This window comes from Nocardia araoensis NBRC 100135 (assembly GCF_000308435.1).
Taxonomy (GTDB): domain Bacteria; phylum Actinomycetota; class Actinomycetes; order Mycobacteriales; family Mycobacteriaceae; genus Nocardia; species Nocardia araoensis.
Window position 1 is genome coordinate 1 of the sequence record NZ_BAFR01000048.1, and the last position, 16,290, is coordinate 16,290.

Below are 16,290 nucleotides of genomic sequence, written 5' to 3' on the forward strand. Positions count from 1 at the left end.
CGAGGAGCACAGGAACGGGATCAAACAGCCTTGTGGAGCGCGAGCCGATTGCCGAATGCTCTGCCGCCTAATCGTCCGAGCGCGGCATTCATCAGGGGCGAGCCGGTAACCGTCACCTTCAGGCGGTTCAGAATGGGGGCGAGGGGGCGGGGGTCGACATCGCGGAGCGCCTCGGCGAGCAGGCGGACGGGTTCGGTGCAGGAGTCGTAGCGGTCACCGGGGGCCTTCGCGAGTGCCCGGTGCAGGATCGCGTCGACATCGGGCGGGATCCAGCGGTGGCGCGCGGAGAGCGCCGGAGGCGGCTCGTGCAGCTGAGCTTCGGCGGTGGCCATGAGATTCCCGCGCGAGAACGGCGTGTGACCGGTGAGCAGTTCGACGGCGGAACACGCCAGTGCGTACTGATCGGTCGCCGGGGAAACTGTCTCCGCCCGCAGCAGTTCCGGCGCGGCATACGGCACCGACACGACGACGAACCCGTTAGTGGCCAACGGCGGTTCCGGGCGATCCAGCCACCGGGCCGAGTCGAAGTCCGAGATCTTGACCGTCGCGGGCTCGTCCGTCCCGACCAGCACGTTCGCCGGTTTCACGTCGAGATGGACCACGCCGTTGGCGTGCGCGAAATCCAATCCCGCGGCGACATGCTCGAGCACATGGAGCACCCGTCGCAGGTCCGGGTACCGATGCGGCGAGCGGACCAACGTCGAACCCGTCGCGCCAGCCACGTACTCGTGGGCCGACCACAACCTGCCGTCGGTTTCCCCGTGCGTGTACATCCGCACGATGTCGGGGTGCCGCAATGCCGACAAGATGTCGAACTCGTGCACGAATCGAGCGCGCGCTTCGGGCGACCGGCTGTCCTCCGGTCCCAAGATCTTCAGTGACACCGGCCGCGACCACTCCGGATCCTCGGCCAGGTACACCTGGCTGCTGCCGCCGTGTCCCAGCGGGGCGCGGACGACGAAACCCGCAAACTGGTCACCTGGTTCGAGCAGCACCGCCTCACCATAGTGCGATGCCCTCGGTCGCACGCCGGTGTTTGCCTTCGGTGTGCTCGAGGGCACTGCGTTAGCGGAGGCGCGATGGTGCCCGCTGCTCGTCGACTCGGAGCCCGCGGGTCACGAGACTTCTCCCCGCCGGCCTGAAGGTCGTGACACGACACGCCAGGCCGGCGGGCAGGAAGGGGTGCGTCAGATGATGGTGACCTTGAGGGTGTAGCCCGCCGCCGAGCCGTCGGCGGAGGAGACGAGGATCTGGTAGTCGTTGCCGTCGGCGACGAGATCGGCATGCGGCACATCGGCGGCGACCTGCGGTCCGATCAGCGGGGCCACCGAGACGCGGGCGTTGCCCGCGACGTCGAAGCTGAGGCGCTGCCCCGGCGCCGTGGCGATGGAGTAGCTGTCGGCCTTGCCCTGCGCGACGTTGCCGCTGGCCTCGATGCTGTTCTGGCCGGGAGCGATCTGCAGGCGTTGCACGACGCCGGGAACCGAAGGAATGCCGGGCGCGGCCTGGGCGGTCGCGACCCCTCCGGCCAGGGTGAAGCTGGCGACGGCGAGCACCGCGGGCACGGTACCCACCAACGAACGAATCAGTCGAGAAGCGGTCATGGGCACCATCTTTCCTCAGCGCGTGTGCGATATCTCATGCGGCTGCGATAAACCGGTGGGAAGGCACGCTCAGCGACTGATCACGGAAGGAAACAGCGGACGAAGCGAGGCCGGAACATGTCGGTGCCCCGTGTCACACTGGCGTCGTAGTCACCTGGCCAGAGGAGAACGAATTGGCCGCCATTGATGACCGCCCCATGGTGCGATTGGTCGCGCATTGCCGTCGCTGTCACGGTTGGCTGCTGTCGCCGCAATCGGTCGCGGAAGGAATCGGCCCGACGTGTGCGATCCGTGAACGCGCGGAAATGCGCGCCCGATCCGCGCAGGAACTAACTCTTTTCGACGTCGCGGCGTAATCCGAAGCACGAGTCCACCATCGATTCGGTCCAACCAAGGCACCGCGTTCACCGCGCGGGCATGCTCCGGTCGCTCGCGAAGCCGCGTCGCGCGGAATCCGATCGGACCGTCCCGCATCGAGTCCATCGCCGTGTTGTGGCATGGGAAGCGGGACGGCCCGGGACCGATGCGATCAGGTCGTCGCGATCAGGATCTGTTCCGATTCGGCCGGTCGTAGTCCGTCGGTCCGGTCGGCGAAGTAGCGGTCGGTCAGCTCGGTGGCCGAGATGTGCCGGGCGGCGGCGAAGCCCGCGTCTTCGGCCAGCTCGACTATCTCCTCGGGACGGAAGAAGCTGAGGAACGGGGTGCCGGATCGGCGGGCGCCTTGCTCGGCGAACCGGCGCAGTACCTGTTCATCGGGGTCGACGAGTTCGAGCGGCAGCAGGAAGGTCGTGGCCACGGTGGAGCCCGGTGCGAGCGCCGACAGCTGTTGCAGGGTGGCGATATTCGCCGCGCGGGTCAGGTACATCGAGACACCGGCGGAGGCGACGAGCGCCGGGCGGGTGGGGTCGAAACCGGCCTCGATGAGCCGCTGCCACCACGCGTCCACCTCGAAATCGACCGGAACCAGCCGCAGCCACGGCGGGATGTCGAAGCCGAGTTCGGCCAAGCGCTGCCGTTTCCATGCCTGCGGTCCGGGCTGGTCGACCTCGAAGACGGTGAACCGTGCGGCGAGTTCGGGCCTGCGCTGTGCGAAGGTGTCCAGCCCCGCGCCGAGGACGACGTACTGATCCACGCCGCGCTCGGCTTGCTCGGCGAGGAGATCCTCCAGGAAGCGCGCGCGTGACACGATGCCCGCCCGCATAGGTCCGGTGGCTTGCGGATCCATATCCGGACGGTGCCGCCAGCCGTCCTCGGGGGAGGCCAAACGCAGGCCGACGCGGTCGTCGAACACGTGCGGAGGCGGGTCGTCGAGTACGTGCACGGCTCGCCACAGCGCTACCCGGACGGCGGTGCTGTCCGGCGCGATCGTCTGGTCGGCCTCGATATCCTCGGCGGTCATGCTAGCAAACTAGCATGCTAACGACATGGGTGCCAGTGTCGACCGTCGGTGATCGGGTGATGCCTGGTCGAACACATGCCATGGCACCAGAGTTCGGGTGCGACGCCGCGTGCTGCGGTTAAGATGAGCGACGCTCATTTTCAGTGGACGGGCGGGAGGAAATCATGCCGCCGAAGGCTGTCGGTCAACGTCGTCGCCCCTCTCAGGCACGCGCCAAAGCGACCAGGGAGCACATCCTGGACACGGCGGCGCGATTGTTCGGCGAGCGCGGTATCGCCAATACCTCCACGAACCGGATCGCGGCGGAAGCAGGCGTGAGCATCGGCACGGTCTACCGCTACTTCGCTGATCGAAGCGTCCTGGTCGAAGAGTTGCTCGAGCGGTTGCTGGAGACGGTGGAGCGGCGTTTCACCCAGCGCGTCTTCGACCTGTCGGGAAAAACGATGCACCAGGTAGCCGCCGACATCCTGGGAGTGATCACCGAAGAGTTGGTGGCCAACGCGAAGCTGGTGCGCGCGCTGGTCGCGGGTGTGCAGTTCTACAGCAGTGGCATCCCCGAGTTCGAGCCGCGGCTGCGCCTGCTGGTGAAGGTGATGCTGATCCAGGTGCTCGGTCCCGGCGACGATCACGAGTACGACGTGATGACGTTCGTGGTGATCAACACCGGTTTCGCGGCGGTTCTGCGCGCGTCCGCCCTCGAAGTCGACGATCCGGCGCGGGCGGAGGCGATCGACATGACGGCGCGGATGATCGGAGCGTGGGCCGAAGCCGAGGCCGCGGCGCGCGCCGCCGTGTGAGCGGGTGTGGCGCCGCGCGCAAAAAAGTGAGCACCTGACCATGTATGTGGTGTGGACGAGCTTCCCAAATCGGGCGCTTCTTCATGATCTTTCCTGATCAGCGCCCATTCCTCGGTTGCGTTTCCGGTCGCACGAAGCGGAGTAGCAGCTGAGTTGGCCTGCGGTTTACCGTTTTCCCACGGACCGAACGGCATTCAGCGCCGCGGACACCGCGAGGTAGTCACGGTCGCCGATCGCGCGCGAACCCGACGCACCCTCGGCTCCACGGCGACAAGGAGGTCACCAGTGACGATCGAGAGCATCGCCCACCTCGAAGCGAACAACGCGCGGCAGGTCACGCCGCTTTCCCCGAAAACCCACCGAACGGCCGCGAAGGTCGTCGCGCATCTCATCGATTCCGCCGCCCTGCCCGGCGGCGCGGCCGAGGCGGAAGTCGCTGCCGTGGTCGGGATGTGCTTGGAGTGGGCCGTCCAGCGATTGAACGGGCAGGCATCGACCGGACGGACCGACATCCTGCGGACCGCGGCGGCGGGATGGGCCAGGAAGGGAATCCCGATCGACGGCGTCCTCCACGCGATTCATGCCGGGTTCAAATTCGGACTTGGCATGCTGTTCGCCCACAAAGGCTCGGCGGATCGCGCCGATCTCGTGACCGGCACCGCCGTCACGCTCGAGCTGTTGAACCTGATCACCGCGACGGTCAGCAAAGCCTATGTGCGCGAGTGCAAAGCCGTGGTGGCCGAGGACCACACCGCGACGCACACTCTGACTTCGGCGCTGCTCGGCGGCCACGCGTCCTCGATGATGGCTCGCGAATGCGGAATACCGGTCGCCGACGAGTATTTCGTGCTCGCGGTCGCCGTACCGGCGCATCCCGACGAAAGTCTTCCTCATCTCGACAGCCGGGTCGTCGCCCGGCGTAAACTCCGCCGCCTCCAGTCCGGCCTCGCCGACCTCTTCGATGGCCGAGCGCTGTCGCTGCTGTCTGTCGACGGAGGAACGATCCTCATCCCCACCACCCAGCTCAGCACCCTGGATCTGGACCGCGTGGTCGAGAAGCTGTCCGCGGCGGCGCGAGTGCCGCTCACGGCCACCGTCGTGACCGCAAGACCCAGGCAGGTCTCCGCCGCCGCTGCCCAAGCCCACGAGTTGCTCGACACCGTGGAGCAACTCGGACGCGAGCCCGGGTTGTACAGATTCACCGAACTGGCGCTGCAATACCAGCTCACCCGCCCCGGTATCGGCCGCGATGTACTCGGTACCCAGGTCGCGCCGCTGATGGAGCACCCGGACCTGTTGGAGACCCTGCGGATCCACATCGACAACGACCTCAACCGTCAGCGCACGGCTCGGCAACTCCATGTGCATCCGAACACCGTCGACTACCGGCTGCGCCGAATCGCACAGCTCACCGGCCTCGATCCGGCCGATGCCAGGGGGCTGTGGTACTTGCGCTCGGCACTGATCGTCTGGACCGACGACGGTCCCCGGCGGCTTCCGGCCGATGCCCGGCGGATGGCCGACTCCCGGTAGGTAGTCCCCGTCGCACCCTCGACAATCCGCGTCGGAAGTGCGAAGAATATCCGGACGTGCGACGCACGCCGCGCGGATGCTCATGGAGGTGCATGCGGTGGCCGATCGAGTGCCCGGAGGACGTCTGTCCAGAAGCGGCAGGCTGGGCCGGTTGGCGGCGGGCCAAGCCGTGCGCGGGGTCGGAACGCGTTTGGCGATGATCGGCAGGACCGAAGAGGCCCGGCGAGTACTCGCCGAACGTTCCACACTCGCGACCGCGCAGCAGGTTGTCACGGTGCTCGGCAGCATGAAGGGCGCGGCGATGAAGCTGGGTCAGATGTTGTCGGTCCTCGACGTCGATCTCGTTCCGGAATCGCATCGGGAACTGTTCCGGACCAAGCTGGCCGAACTTCGCGATCAGGCGCCGGCCGTTCCGTTTTCGGCGATGCTGAAAGTGATCGAGGACGATCTCGGGCCGCCGGCGCGAGTCTTCGCCGACTTCGACGAGACGCCGATCGCCGCGGCATCGATCGGCCAGGTCTATCGGGCACAGCTGCACGACGGGCGCACCGTCGCGGTCAAGGTGCAATATCCCGGCGTCGACCAGGCCGTCCACGCGGACATGCGCAATCTGGAAATGCTCAGCAAGCTGTGGAAATCCATGCTGCCCAGCGCCGCCGACAGCGCCGTGCTGGAGGAGATCGCGCGCAACATCGGTAACGAACTGGACTATCCGCGGGAAGCCAGGACCCAGCATCGCGTCGCGATGCGGTATCGCGGCCATCCTTTCATCACGGTGCCCGACAGCATCGAAGAATACTGCGCGCGAAAAGTTCTCGTGACGGAGTTCGTCGAGGGTGCGACTTTTCGTCAGCTCCGGACGCTGCCCGACGCCGAACGTGATCGGCTCGGCGAGCTGATCTACCGCTTCTATATCAGTTCGTTGTTCTGCGACAACGAATTCTGCGGTGATCCTCACCCGGGAAATATTCTGCTCGCGGCCGATGGCAGGCTCGCGTTCGTCGATTTCGGTCTGTACGACCGGATGGACCCCGTCCATGTCGACTTCGAGCGCGCGTGTCTGCGGGCTGCGGGGGAACACCGCGCCCGGGACCTGTACGAGGCTTGGGTGGGACGCGGCATCATCGACCCGGATGCGGGCGTCACCGCCGAGGAATGCATGGAATACGTATGGGCCGCCGCAGGGTGGCATCTATTCGACGAGCGGATAGCGATCACCCCCGAGTTCGCGACAGGTGCGGTGATTCTCGCTGTCGACCCTCGCGCCGCGGAGTTCAAAGGCATGCGGCAACAGCAGCTTCCGTCGGAGCATGTGTTCTCACGACGCGCGGATCTGTTCACTTTCGCCGTGCTCGGTCAGCTGCGGGCCACCAACAATTGGCATCGGCTCGCGCGTGAGTGGCTCTACCAGGAACCGCCCGTCACCGAGATCGGACGGGCCATCGCAAAATGGCGGGATGGTCTGTGACATCCGGTGTCGCACGATAAATCCGTGATCGTCGCTCGCATGGACGGGCAGTTCCTGGCTCACATTTCGCTGATGCGCTGAATCCGGGGGGTCACTCCGGTACTTCACCTTTCGGATTGTCGGTTCCGGAAAGAGCGGATAGCGCGCCGCGGTGTCCCGTCCCCTCACTCCCATTCTTCCGTTCTGTGGCCGCTCATATACGGAACTGCGTCTTCGCAGTGAGCCGCCCAGAATCCATTGCTGACCAGCAGCTTTCATCGATTGCCGCTCTATCGTTACTGCCGTTCGACATGCGAGGCGCGCCTGCCGACAAGGACAACCATGCCGAAATACGGAAAGGCATTCGATGAGATCAAACGTCAGTCGGCGAATACTGCGCATCGCCGTATTCACCGTAACCGCGACCATGACAATGGGGCTGGGCGCACTGACGGTGCACGCGGCGCCGGCGGCGGAGCCGACGGAGCAGCAGTTGGCCGATTACATCGCGGCGGGGCGTAAGACCGCGCCGGTGGCGGATTCGGGGAGTGCGGGGTCGGGTTCGGCGTGTACCTCGGGGAGCGGTGCGGGGTCGGGGAACGGATCCGGTGACTGCTACGGCGGTTCGGGCAGTAGTTCGGGGTCGTCGGGCGGTTACGCCAGTGACACGGTGGGGTTCGGTCCGCCGATGACGTCATGGTTGGCGGCGTTCGGGTACGGGCTGACCCATCCGGATGTGGCGCCGCCGGGAGCGAACGACTGGAACTGTAAGCCGACGGCGGAGCATCCGCGTCCGGTGGTGTTGGTGCACGGGACGTGGATGAATGCCTACAACGGGTTCGCGTTCATGGGGCAGCCGATCAAAGATGCGGGATTCTGCACCTTCACGTTCAACTACGGGCGGTCGAATCTGTTGGAGGGCGGCGGTCTGGGATCGGTGTTGCCGGGGGTGATGGGCACCGGTTACATCCAGGACTCGGCCAAGCAATTGGCGGTGTTCGTCGATCGGGTGCTCGCGGCGACGGGGGCGTCGGAGGTGGATATCGTGGCGCACTCCCAGGGCGGGTCGATGTCGAACTGGTACACGAAGTTCGAGGGCGGTGCGGCGAAGGTGAAGAATCTGGTCACCTTCGGTGCGACGCATCATGGGACGAGTTTGGACGGGATCGGCGCGTTGGGGCGGGCGATCAACAACTTCGGGATCGATGTGCTGGGTTTCGTGGAGATCTTCGTGGGACACGCGGGAATTCAGCAGACGATCGGTTCGGACTTCGTCAACAAGCTCAACGAGCACGGTGACACGATCACCGGCGTGGACTACACCGTGGTCGGTACCCGGTACGACGAGATCACCAATCCCTACGACCTGACGTTCCTGAAGGCGGCGTCCGGGGTGTCGGTGCAGAACATCACGTTGCAGGACGGGTGCGAGCAGGATGTGTCGGACCATCTGACGATGATGTATTCGCCGCGAGCGCTGTCGATCGCGCTGCGGGCGTTGGACCCGGTGGGTCACCCGAATCTGGAGTGCACGTTCAACCCGTGGCTGCTGGGCGGCGGCGGCTCACTCTGACCGCCTTCGCAGACGTGCGCCGGAGACGGCGGCTTTCGCGGAGCTTTGCCCCGGCTCCGGCGCACTCCCGCCGCGTAGCGCGAGCACCGAAACGTTGCCCCGTGCGGTGGCTCGCGCCGCGGCGAAGTGCCCATCGAGCGACCTGGACCCTCGCTCGATGGGCACACCTTTGGGATCAGCCGAGATGCTTCGGCCGCGAGGGGAGCGACGCATTCCGCGACCGGCTCAGACCGCAGCCTCCCAAGCGAACCCGTCCGGGTCGACGAAGGGACCGAGATTGCCGCGGATGGCGATCCGATGCGAACCGGTGCCTTCCGGTGCGATGCCCGCGTCCTTGGCCGCGGCGCGGCGCCCATACAGCGCCAGTTTGACCGAAGCGGCCGGGGTGGTGAACTCCACGTACTTGCTGCCGAAGCTCTTCCCGACGGCCAAGCCGCGATCGACGTAGAACTGCTTGGTCGCTTTGACGTTGTCGACCCCGAGGAGCACCACGAAATCGTCTACTTCCCGGGTGGCCGGTCCGGTGTCCTTCTTCGACGACGTCGCCACCTTCCAGAGGGCGCCGTCCGGCGCCTGGACCACGCCTCCGTAACCCCAGAAGCTCTTCTTGACCGGCTTCAGCGTCGTCGCTCCCGCGTCGACCGCGCTGCCGATGAGGCTGTCGACGGTGCTCGGCTGCGACACCACCAGCGACAGCACGTAGCCCCGGAAACCGCTCGTCGGAGCCTCGGAGGCGCGCAAGCGCAGCCTGTCGCCGAGTCCGAACGCGGCGGCGTAGAAGGCTTCGGCGGCGGCCGGGTCGGCCACCTCGAGGACAACGGAGTCGATCGCGGCCTGATCAGTGGTGAGGTTCATGACGCCAACGCTAGGCGTCGCGCGGCGAGCGACGCTTCTCGATTCCTGACCGGTCGATTCCGGCGGCCCGGGACTCGGCTCGAGAACAGCCGCTGCCGACGTCATAGAAGTCGCGCTCGCCGGATGCGTCATACGTTCCATTTCGATCTGTTGTGCCGCCTCCGGGGCGGGAACCCCGAACTCGCGCAGGGGATCGCGGTCGGGGTTCCGTCGCCGGCTCTCGGCAGTTCACCCCATGGGGGCGGTGACCAGTGTGCGGATGGTCATCGGCTCGGCGAGCACGAGTTCGAGCACTTGCTTCACGTGTCGGAAGTGCGCGGTGGTGAGGTGGCGGGCAAGGGATTGCGCGCTGGTCCACTCCTCGACGATCACCATCCGGCCGGCGTGGTTCGGGTCGAGGTAGGGGCGGTAAGCCAGGCAGCCGGGCTCCTCCAGCGAAGGCTCGATCATCGCTTCCAGCGCGGTGCGCAGCCTATCCTCCTGTCCGGGCGCGGCCAGGCACTCGGCGATGACGGTGAGCGACATGATGATCTCCTGCGCGGTCGAGGTTTTCACGGCTTCGTGGGGCCGGTGCCCGCGCCGGAGTCGGTGATCGCCGCGGCGATCTCGGCCAGGTCCGACGGCGTCAGAGCCACCGAGTCCGCGCCGATCCACCCGTCGACCTGGTCGGACTTGCGCGCACCGACGATGGCTCCGGTGATACCGGGCCAAGCCAGCACCCAGGCGATGGCCACCTCGGCGACGGTCACGCCGTGTCGTGCGGCGATGGGGCGCAGCGCGTCCGCCAACCGGAGGTTGGCGGTCAGGCCGGTGGTGAAGTCGTGGTGAGCGGTCCGCCAGTCCTCGGCGGGCAGACCGGCCACACGCTCGGCCGAAAAAGTGCCGGTCAGCAAGCCGGACTGCAACGGCGAGTAGACGATCACGCCGGTCTCGTGCGTGTGTGCCCAGGCGATCTCGGCGGCGGACGACCGATTGATCGCCGAGAACGGCGGCTGGATGACGTCGACATGAGCGATCCGCTCGGCGGCGTCGAGCAGGTCGGGCGTGTGGTTCGACAATCCGATAGCCCGGACCTTGCCCTCGGCCTTCAGGTCGGCCATGACCTGCCAGTACTCCTCCAGCGGAGTGGCGTTGGGCGACACCGCCCCGAAGCCGCCGCCAGCGTACTCCAGCGATTCGCCGGTGTCGGGATAGTGCACCTGGTACAGGTCGATGTGATCGACCCCCAGCCGCCGCAGGGAGTCTTCGACCTCGCGGCGCACGCTGGCGGGTTTCATGATCCGCCGAGGCGCGGCCGACGGGTTCTCCGGGTCCCAGACCAGGCCGACCTTGGTGAAGATGTACGGGCGGTCGGCTTGCGGCAGGCCGGCGATGGCCTTGCCGACCAGTTCCTCCGAATGGCCGAGGCCGTACACGGCGGCGGTATCGATCCAGTTGACGCCCGCATCGAGCGCGTGGCGGATCGCGGCGACCGATTCGGCGTCGTCCGTGGCGCCCCAGCTGAAGGTCCAGCCCGATCCTGAAACGGCCCACGAACCGAAGCCGAGCCGGGTGATGTCCATACCGGTGGCGCCGAGGGGGACGGTGGTCAGGGTAGTCATTGCGCAGTGCTCTTCTCTTGTCGGTGTTTGTTTCCGGTGCCTCCAACCTTGGCGGCCATGTGCCGGGCTACCCAGTGCCAGCCGGAGCCTGGGCACCGCATGACCAGGCTCGCTTCCGGCGGGCGCGGGGATACTGGCCGCATGCCATTGGACAGACGGGCGGAACTAGGCGAATTCCTGCGCTCCCGGCGGGCCCGCTTGCGGCCCGAGGAGCTCGGACTGCCGGACTACGGCGGTCGGCGCCGCGTTCCTGGGCTGCGCCGGGAGGAGCTCGCACAGCTCGCCGGAGTGAGCGTCGACCACTACGTGCGGCTGGAACAGGGGCGCACCCTGCACTTCTCCGAAGCCGTACTGGATGCGGTCGCCCGGGCGCTGCGCCTGAACGACGTCGAGCGGCAACACCTCTACCGGCTCGCACGACCTTGGTCGGAAGGCGACCGCGCGGATGCGCCGCAGCGGGTCCGGCCGGGGTTGCGGCGGCTGCTGGACTCGGCCGCCGACGTGCCCGCGTACATCGTCGGCCGCAACACCGATGTGCTGGCCTGGAACCGACTCGCCGCCGCGCTGATCACGGACTTCGGCGCACTGCCACCCGCGCAGCGGAACCTGGCCCGTCTCGTCTTCCTGGACGAAGGCATGCGCAGCCTCTACGCTGATTGGCCGGAAAAGACGCGCGACGTGGCCGCCTACCTCCGACTCGACGCCGGGCGTCACCCGGACGACCCGGAAACGGCGGCGTTGCTCGACGAGCTTTCAACGCGCAGCGCGGAATTCCGGAAAGCGTGGGCAGAGCACCAGATCAAGGACAAGACCCACGGCCGGTACGTCTACCGGCACCCAGTGGTCGGCGAACTGGACCTCGGCTTCGAAACCCTGCGCTTCCCGGACGACCCGGACCAAGCGCTGATCGCGCACACAGTCGAAGACGGATCGGCCTCGCAAACCGCCTTGCGGTTACTCGCGAGCTGGGCTGAGGAAACGCGGCCGGTGAGCTGAGACCACTCGCGTCATCGCGAGTTCCCCCCGTCGAGCAGCGCGCCACCACCGCCGTCGGGAGTCGATGGCACGCCGGATCTTGCGCACCGTGGGTACCTGTGTGAGCAGGTGTAGCTGAAATCGCCAAGGCATTTGTGGCCCGTGCCGAGCCGCCATCGCATAGGCGAACCGCACGGGGCTGCGGTCGAGATACCGGTCGGCATGTTCGAACCAGATCATGCTGGTACGGGCGGCCGCCTGTATCGGGCGCAGCGCGGCGCGCCGCTGTGCATCGTAGGTCTCCAGCGCGTCGGCGACCTCGGCATGCTCGTACAGGTTCTGTGCGAGCACGACGGCGTCGACGATAGCCAACCGGGTGCCGGAACCGATGGTGAAGTGCGTCGTATGCGCCGCGTCGCCGAGCAGCACCACGTTGTCGTGATACCAGGTCTTGTTGGTCACCTCGGGAAAGCGGCTCCACCTTGCGGCTTCGCCTCGTGTCGTGCTGAGCAGGGAGTGACCGTCGAGAAGGCGCGAGAATATGGTTTCCAAAACACGCAAGCTCTCCGCGTTGTCCAGGGAATCGAATCCCAGCCCATGCCAAGTCCGCGGTTGGCACTCGACGATGCAGGTGCTGATTTTTCCGGCAACCGACGGGTAGGCATGGAACCAGATCCATCCGGCCGAGGTGTGTTCGAAGGCGAAGGTGAAGCGGGTGAAGACCTTGTCCGTACCGAGCCAGACATATCGATTGTCGCCCAGTGTTACGGACGTGCCGAAATGATCGCTACTCAGCCGCCGTATCCGGCTGCTCGCGCCGTCGGAGGCGACGATGAGATCGATGTCGCCGAAGCCGGACAGATCGTGCACCTCTCGCCCGTGCTGGACATCGACGCCCAGGTCGCTCGCCCGCCGGGAAAGTACGTCCAGCAATGCCGCGCGCCCCATGCTGAACCCGTAGCCCCCGAAATACGCGGCTCGGTCGTCGCGCACATGAATTTCCTGCTCACGCCATAGAACCGACCCGGCACGCACCGCCTGGGCGCTGTCGGGGTCGTTCCGATACAGAATGTCGAGCAGGTCGTCCCAATACACGACGCCCCAGCCGTAGGTGGACCCGGTGGGATCGCGGTCGATCACCGTGATGTCATGAGCCGGGTCGCGCCGCTTCATCGAAATCGCGAAGTACAGCCCGGACGGCCCGCCACCGACGCACACAATCTTCATCTCGTCACCAGCTCCAGCACGGTCGGTCGAACTCGGGCTTCACATGAGCCGTGCTCGATGCGACCGAGCCCGGCACGCTGTACGTGTCCGGGCTCGGTCACCGGCGCTAGAAGCTGCCCCAGCCACCCCAGCCGGGGTTCCACCACCCCCAGCCACCGTTACCCCAGCCACCGCCCCAACCCCAACCCCAACCGCCGCGGCCCCAGCCGCCGCCGCCCCACCCCCAGCCGCCGCGGCCCCAGCCGCCGCCGCCCCAACCCCAGCCGCCGCCGTGACCCCAACCAGGGCTGTCGACGAGCTGGGTCGCAGACGTGGGCGTCGTTGCGCGGGCGGTAGGCGCTTGCGCCGCGGCTGCGACGACCGGAACTGCGGCAACTGCGGCTATACCGGCGGCGGCCGCTAACCGGGCGAACTTTGTATGTGAATTCTTTCTGTCGAACATGATAGGGCTCCAGGGACAGTCCCGACCTGCCCGAATTGTACGCGTTTTCGCACAATTGTAGAAGTTGTCGCTTCCACTGATCTATAATGCCCGCCGCATTCCCCGCTGTAAGCCAAATCCGAGGGTGCCTGCGTGCCCCGTGGCGCTAGTGCATCGACATCGCCGTCGAGATTTGCCTCTTGGCCGGAACGGAACCCGGCAGTTCCCTTCCCACCCTCCGTCATGGCAGTCCATCTGGATCTGGACCGGCAGTACTCCGGCCTCCGGGCGGGTCGGTTCCAGATGAGGTCCCAGGGCGGCGTCGGACCACAGCGGTGAAGGCGAGCTGGTCGAGATCGCGACCTTCGTCGCCGACAGTGCGGACTCGGTAGACGACGTCATCGTCGAGGGGACGGACCACGCGGTTCGTGACCTGCGGTCTGTGAACACGTTCCTGCAACGGCGACTGTGGCGGGATGACCGGCGCGATCACGGCTGATCACCACCGCCAGCAAACTTTTCGCAGAAGGCGGATGTGTCGCGATCCGGCACTTGTGGCATGGATCGCAGCAGGTCAGAGCGTGTTCAGCTGGTCGGCTCCGTGTGGGCGCGTGTGCTCCCACACGCTGCTCGGGAAGGTGTCACGTATGACGTGAATCTGTGCGCGAGAGGGGACTTGGCCACCGAAATACGCCGTGTTTGACGCAGATTCGTGTTGGAGTGGCATCTAATGCGTGCCGCTAGAGCATAGCACAGGCTCGATAATGATGGGGTGTGTGTCTGTATTCTGTTGAACTGCAGCCAGTTTCAGGAATTTCGCGAAGGTAGCTGAATGCTTAGCGGTCGTCGTGGGCCGCCCTCGGTTCGGATGGTTGTGTCTCGGTCATTGCGTCAAAGGTGTTGGGGCGTGCGTCGGATCAGCTATCGCGTGCAGCGTGTGGTGGTGCCGGTCGCTGCAATCTGGCGACCGGCACCACGTTCACTGGTGTGTGGGGGAGGGTGCGTGGTTGGGTTGGTTGGTGAGTAGTAGTGGGTGGGGTTCTCGGGTGAGTGCGGAGAGTGCCGCGGCGATTTCGTAGAGATTGGCTTTGACGTAGGTGGCGGTGGTGCCGTGAGTTCGCGTGTGGTGGCCGGCGTATGCGCGGGCGGTGGCGTAGCCGAAGGTGCGTTCTACCCAGGTGAGGGTGGTGTGGCGCAGCCAGTGGGTGCTGATGTGTTGGGTGGCGACCCAGGGGAGGTGTTCACCGAGGCGGTTCCAGAGGTGGTCGTAGCGGCGGGCGGTGATGGGTTTGCCGTTGCGGTAGCGCAGGAGTTGCCCGTCGCGTGGGCTGCCGCGTTGTTCGGCGTGGCGGAGTAGGTGTCGCATGAGTGTGGGGGAGATGGGTTGCCACCGGTCGATTCCGCTTTTCTCACGCAACAGGATCAGGCAGTGGTGTGGGTCGAGGTCGCAGGGGCGTAGGCGGAGGGCGCCGTCGCGGCGGCAGGCGGTTTCGATGTGTAGCCGCAGTATCAAGGTGCCGAGTTCGCGGTCGTTGCCGGTGAGGGAGGCGACTTGGCAGATCTCAGCGAGGAGCGGGGAGGAGATCGCCTGTCGGTGTGACGGTGGTCGTGTGGGTATTGCCAGGTGGCGAGCGGGGTTTCGGGTGGGGTGGATCCAGTTGTTGTCTTCGGCGTAGCGGTAGAGGCAGCGAACAGCGCTGATGAAGTGTTCTCGTGCGCTGGTGCCGTTGCGGCTGCCGCGGCTGGCGACTTGTACCGCTCGGGCTTTCTCGTCGAGGTCGGCTTTGGTTACCGCGTCGAGTGGGTGGTTGTGCCAGGTGTTTTCGAGGTTGTTGAGGTGGGTGTTATAGGTGCGCAGGGTGCCTGGGGTGAGGGTGGCGCGGAGTTTCGGGATGATTTGGCCGAAGGTTGGTGCTGCGGCGGTGTCGGTGAGTAGGTCGATGGCTGTGATGCCGATCTGCGACAACAGGATTCGTGTGACGTCGATGGTCGTTGGATTCGCGACGGTGCGAACAATCGATGTCATTGGCTACGACTCCAGCGCACGTACGTGGTGGCCGAAGAACGCGTGCAGTACTGGTGGTGGGTAGATCGCGAGTTGCCGCCGGGTTGGGTCGGCGACGAGGAGGACTTTGTCGCCGATGTTGAGGTCGACTTGGCGTCGTTGCCGGAAGGGGATGCGGAAGTAGCCGCCGGTGACGTGTGCTGTGCCGTGGTCGGTTCGGTGGGCGAGCAGATCCCGTCATTGCCGCTGCGGATCCCGAGTCGGGTGTCGGTGGGCCAGTCGAGAGTGTCGAGGACTGCTCGGTCGTGGATGCGTCCGGCGGCGCCGACGGTGCACATGCTGTAGACGATGCCGGGATCTATGGGTGCGGCGACCGGTCGTGGCGTGGTGCGCATAGCTTCGATGAGCTCGTGCAGAGCTGTCTACGGTGGGATGACTGGTGCGATCAGCACGAGGGCCACCGCCCTGCGGTCCTACCCGGGTGTTCGGGTTTGGAGTACTCGACTTCATTGTGGGCCAAGGGTTTACCTCCGCGTCGGGGCACCCGACCGCACGGACCCGGTGCGATCAGCCGCACCGCTGGGCGCGTGAACGATGTCGGGAAGCATTCGACCACGCGGGCGAGGGGGTGCCGCGTGTGCATGCGTCCGCCGCAGGTTCGTGCCCTCGGCGGAGCTCCGTACAGATTAGAATCGTGCCGATCAAACTGATTTTGCGCTTACGGACGGTTTCTGGGTCTCGTGCCCCACACCCAGCAACTCGACGACCACCCTCGTCGCGGCCCACTCCAGCTCGAGTCTGCAAGTGTTGGAGGTGGCCCGGCCACGGGGCTGGCGGACAAGAGGGCACGGAT

At 66.2% G+C, this 16,290-nt stretch carries 14 protein-coding genes; 6 read left to right on the forward strand and 8 right to left on the reverse strand.

Annotated features, from left to right (window positions below; all coding sequences use genetic code 11):
* Window positions 1-20: 20 nt before the first annotated feature.
* Both ON21_RS06530 and ON21_RS06535 read right to left on the reverse strand, forming a co-directional pair.
* A complete protein-coding gene (locus tag ON21_RS06530) occupies window positions 21-995 on the reverse strand; it encodes a serine/threonine-protein kinase (RefSeq protein WP_051020413.1) in 975 nt (324 codons plus the stop codon).
* A 192-nt stretch (window positions 996-1,187) separates the two neighbouring features.
* The gene (locus ON21_RS06535) at window positions 1,188-1,604 is read right to left on the reverse strand and encodes a hypothetical protein (RefSeq protein ID WP_157170740.1); all 417 of its coding nucleotides are present in this window, start codon (window positions 1,602-1,604) and stop codon (window positions 1,188-1,190) included.
* 197 nt (window positions 1,605-1,801) lie between these two features.
* On the opposite strand from ON21_RS06535, the gene ON21_RS39890 reads away from it, so the two are divergent.
* The gene (locus ON21_RS39890) at window positions 1,802-1,960 is read left to right on the forward strand and encodes a DUF6011 domain-containing protein (protein ID WP_245562491.1); all 159 of its coding nucleotides are present in this window, start codon (window positions 1,802-1,804) and stop codon (window positions 1,958-1,960) included.
* Window positions 1,961-2,133: 173 nt separating this feature from the next.
* On the opposite strand, the gene ON21_RS06545 is transcribed toward ON21_RS39890, so the two are convergent.
* Window positions 2,134-3,003, reverse strand: coding sequence for a class I SAM-dependent methyltransferase (locus tag ON21_RS06545; RefSeq protein ID WP_039796465.1), 870 nt, complete (start codon window positions 3,001-3,003; stop codon window positions 2,134-2,136).
* A gap of 164 nt (window positions 3,004-3,167) precedes the next feature.
* On the opposite strand from ON21_RS06545, the gene ON21_RS06550 reads away from it, so the two are divergent.
* The 4 genes from ON21_RS06550 to ON21_RS06565 all read left to right on the forward strand — a co-directional run bounded on the left by ON21_RS06550 (window position 3,168) and on the right by ON21_RS06565 (window position 8,353).
* On the forward strand, window positions 3,168-3,800 hold the full coding sequence (locus ON21_RS06550) for a TetR/AcrR family transcriptional regulator (RefSeq protein ID WP_039796517.1): 633 nt from the start codon (window positions 3,168-3,170) through the stop codon (window positions 3,798-3,800).
* Between the two features lie 285 nt (window positions 3,801-4,085).
* Entirely contained in the window at window positions 4,086-5,333 is a 1,248-nt protein-coding gene (locus ON21_RS06555; RefSeq protein ID WP_063821024.1) for a PucR family transcriptional regulator, read from the forward strand.
* Between the two features lie 97 nt (window positions 5,334-5,430).
* On the forward strand, window positions 5,431-6,801 hold the full coding sequence (locus ON21_RS06560; RefSeq protein WP_039796520.1) for an ABC1 kinase family protein: 1,371 nt from the start codon (window positions 5,431-5,433) through the stop codon (window positions 6,799-6,801).
* A gap of 406 nt (window positions 6,802-7,207) precedes the next feature.
* A complete protein-coding gene (locus ON21_RS06565) occupies window positions 7,208-8,353 on the forward strand; it encodes an esterase/lipase family protein (protein WP_051020414.1) in 1,146 nt (381 codons plus the stop codon).
* A 225-nt stretch (window positions 8,354-8,578) separates the two neighbouring features.
* Here the strand turns inward: ON21_RS06565 and ON21_RS06570 are convergent, their stop codons facing one another.
* The 3 genes from ON21_RS06570 to ON21_RS06580 all read right to left on the reverse strand — a co-directional run bounded on the left by ON21_RS06570 (window position 8,579) and on the right by ON21_RS06580 (window position 10,809).
* Window positions 8,579-9,208, reverse strand: a complete 630-nt coding sequence (locus tag ON21_RS06570) for a VOC family protein (RefSeq protein WP_039796466.1) — start codon at window positions 9,206-9,208, stop codon at window positions 8,579-8,581.
* 228 nt (window positions 9,209-9,436) lie between these two features.
* Window positions 9,437-9,763 carry a putative quinol monooxygenase gene (locus ON21_RS06575; RefSeq protein WP_245562489.1) on the reverse strand — a complete coding sequence of 109 codons (327 nt, stop codon included), beginning with the start codon at window positions 9,761-9,763 and terminating at the stop codon, window positions 9,437-9,439.
* The gene (locus tag ON21_RS06580; RefSeq protein ID WP_039796467.1) at window positions 9,760-10,809 is read right to left on the reverse strand and encodes an aldo/keto reductase; all 1,050 of its coding nucleotides are present in this window, start codon (window positions 10,807-10,809) and stop codon (window positions 9,760-9,762) included. Before ON21_RS06580 ends, ON21_RS06575 begins: the two co-directional genes overlap by 4 nt.
* Window positions 10,810-10,950: 141 nt before the next feature.
* Between ON21_RS06580 and ON21_RS06585 the strand changes: the two genes are divergently transcribed.
* Entirely contained in the window at window positions 10,951-11,805 is an 855-nt protein-coding gene (locus ON21_RS06585; RefSeq protein ID WP_039796468.1) for a helix-turn-helix transcriptional regulator, read from the forward strand.
* On the opposite strand, the gene ON21_RS06590 is transcribed toward ON21_RS06585, so the two are convergent.
* The gene (locus ON21_RS06590) at window positions 11,764-12,957 is read right to left on the reverse strand and encodes an FAD-dependent monooxygenase (RefSeq protein ID WP_218004047.1); all 1,194 of its coding nucleotides are present in this window, start codon (window positions 12,955-12,957) and stop codon (window positions 11,764-11,766) included. The genes ON21_RS06585 and ON21_RS06590 overlap by 42 nt on opposite strands.
* A gap of 1,454 nt (window positions 12,958-14,411) precedes the next feature.
* The gene (locus tag ON21_RS06595) at window positions 14,412-15,398 is read right to left on the reverse strand and encodes a tyrosine-type recombinase/integrase (protein WP_245562490.1); all 987 of its coding nucleotides are present in this window, start codon (window positions 15,396-15,398) and stop codon (window positions 14,412-14,414) included.
* Window positions 15,399-16,290 lie beyond the last annotated feature (892 nt).

Excerpts from the sequence above, each read along its gene's own strand:
- ON21_RS06535 (WP_157170740.1), bottom strand. The coding sequence starts at position 1,604 with ATGACCGCTTCTCGACTGATTCGTTCGTTGGTGGGTACCGTGCCCGCG.
- ON21_RS39890 (WP_245562491.1), top strand. The coding sequence starts at position 1,802 with ATGGTGCGATTGGTCGCGCATTGCCGTCGCTGTCACGGTTGGCTGCTG.
- ON21_RS06545 (WP_039796465.1), bottom strand. The coding sequence starts at position 3,003 with ATGACCGCCGAGGATATCGAGGCCGACCAGACGATCGCGCCGGACAGC.
- ON21_RS06550 (WP_039796517.1), top strand. The coding sequence starts at position 3,168 with ATGCCGCCGAAGGCTGTCGGTCAACGTCGTCGCCCCTCTCAGGCACGC.
- ON21_RS06565 (WP_051020414.1), top strand. The coding sequence starts at position 7,208 with ATGACAATGGGGCTGGGCGCACTGACGGTGCACGCGGCGCCGGCGGCG.
- ON21_RS06570 (WP_039796466.1), bottom strand. The coding sequence starts at position 9,208 with ATGAACCTCACCACTGATCAGGCCGCGATCGACTCCGTTGTCCTCGAG.
- ON21_RS06580 (WP_039796467.1), bottom strand. The coding sequence starts at position 10,809 with ATGACTACCCTGACCACCGTCCCCCTCGGCGCCACCGGTATGGACATC.
- ON21_RS06585 (WP_039796468.1), top strand. The coding sequence starts at position 10,951 with ATGCCATTGGACAGACGGGCGGAACTAGGCGAATTCCTGCGCTCCCGG.
- ON21_RS06590 (WP_218004047.1), bottom strand. The coding sequence starts at position 12,957 with ATGAAGCGGCGCGACCCGGCTCATGACATCACGGTGATCGACCGCGAT.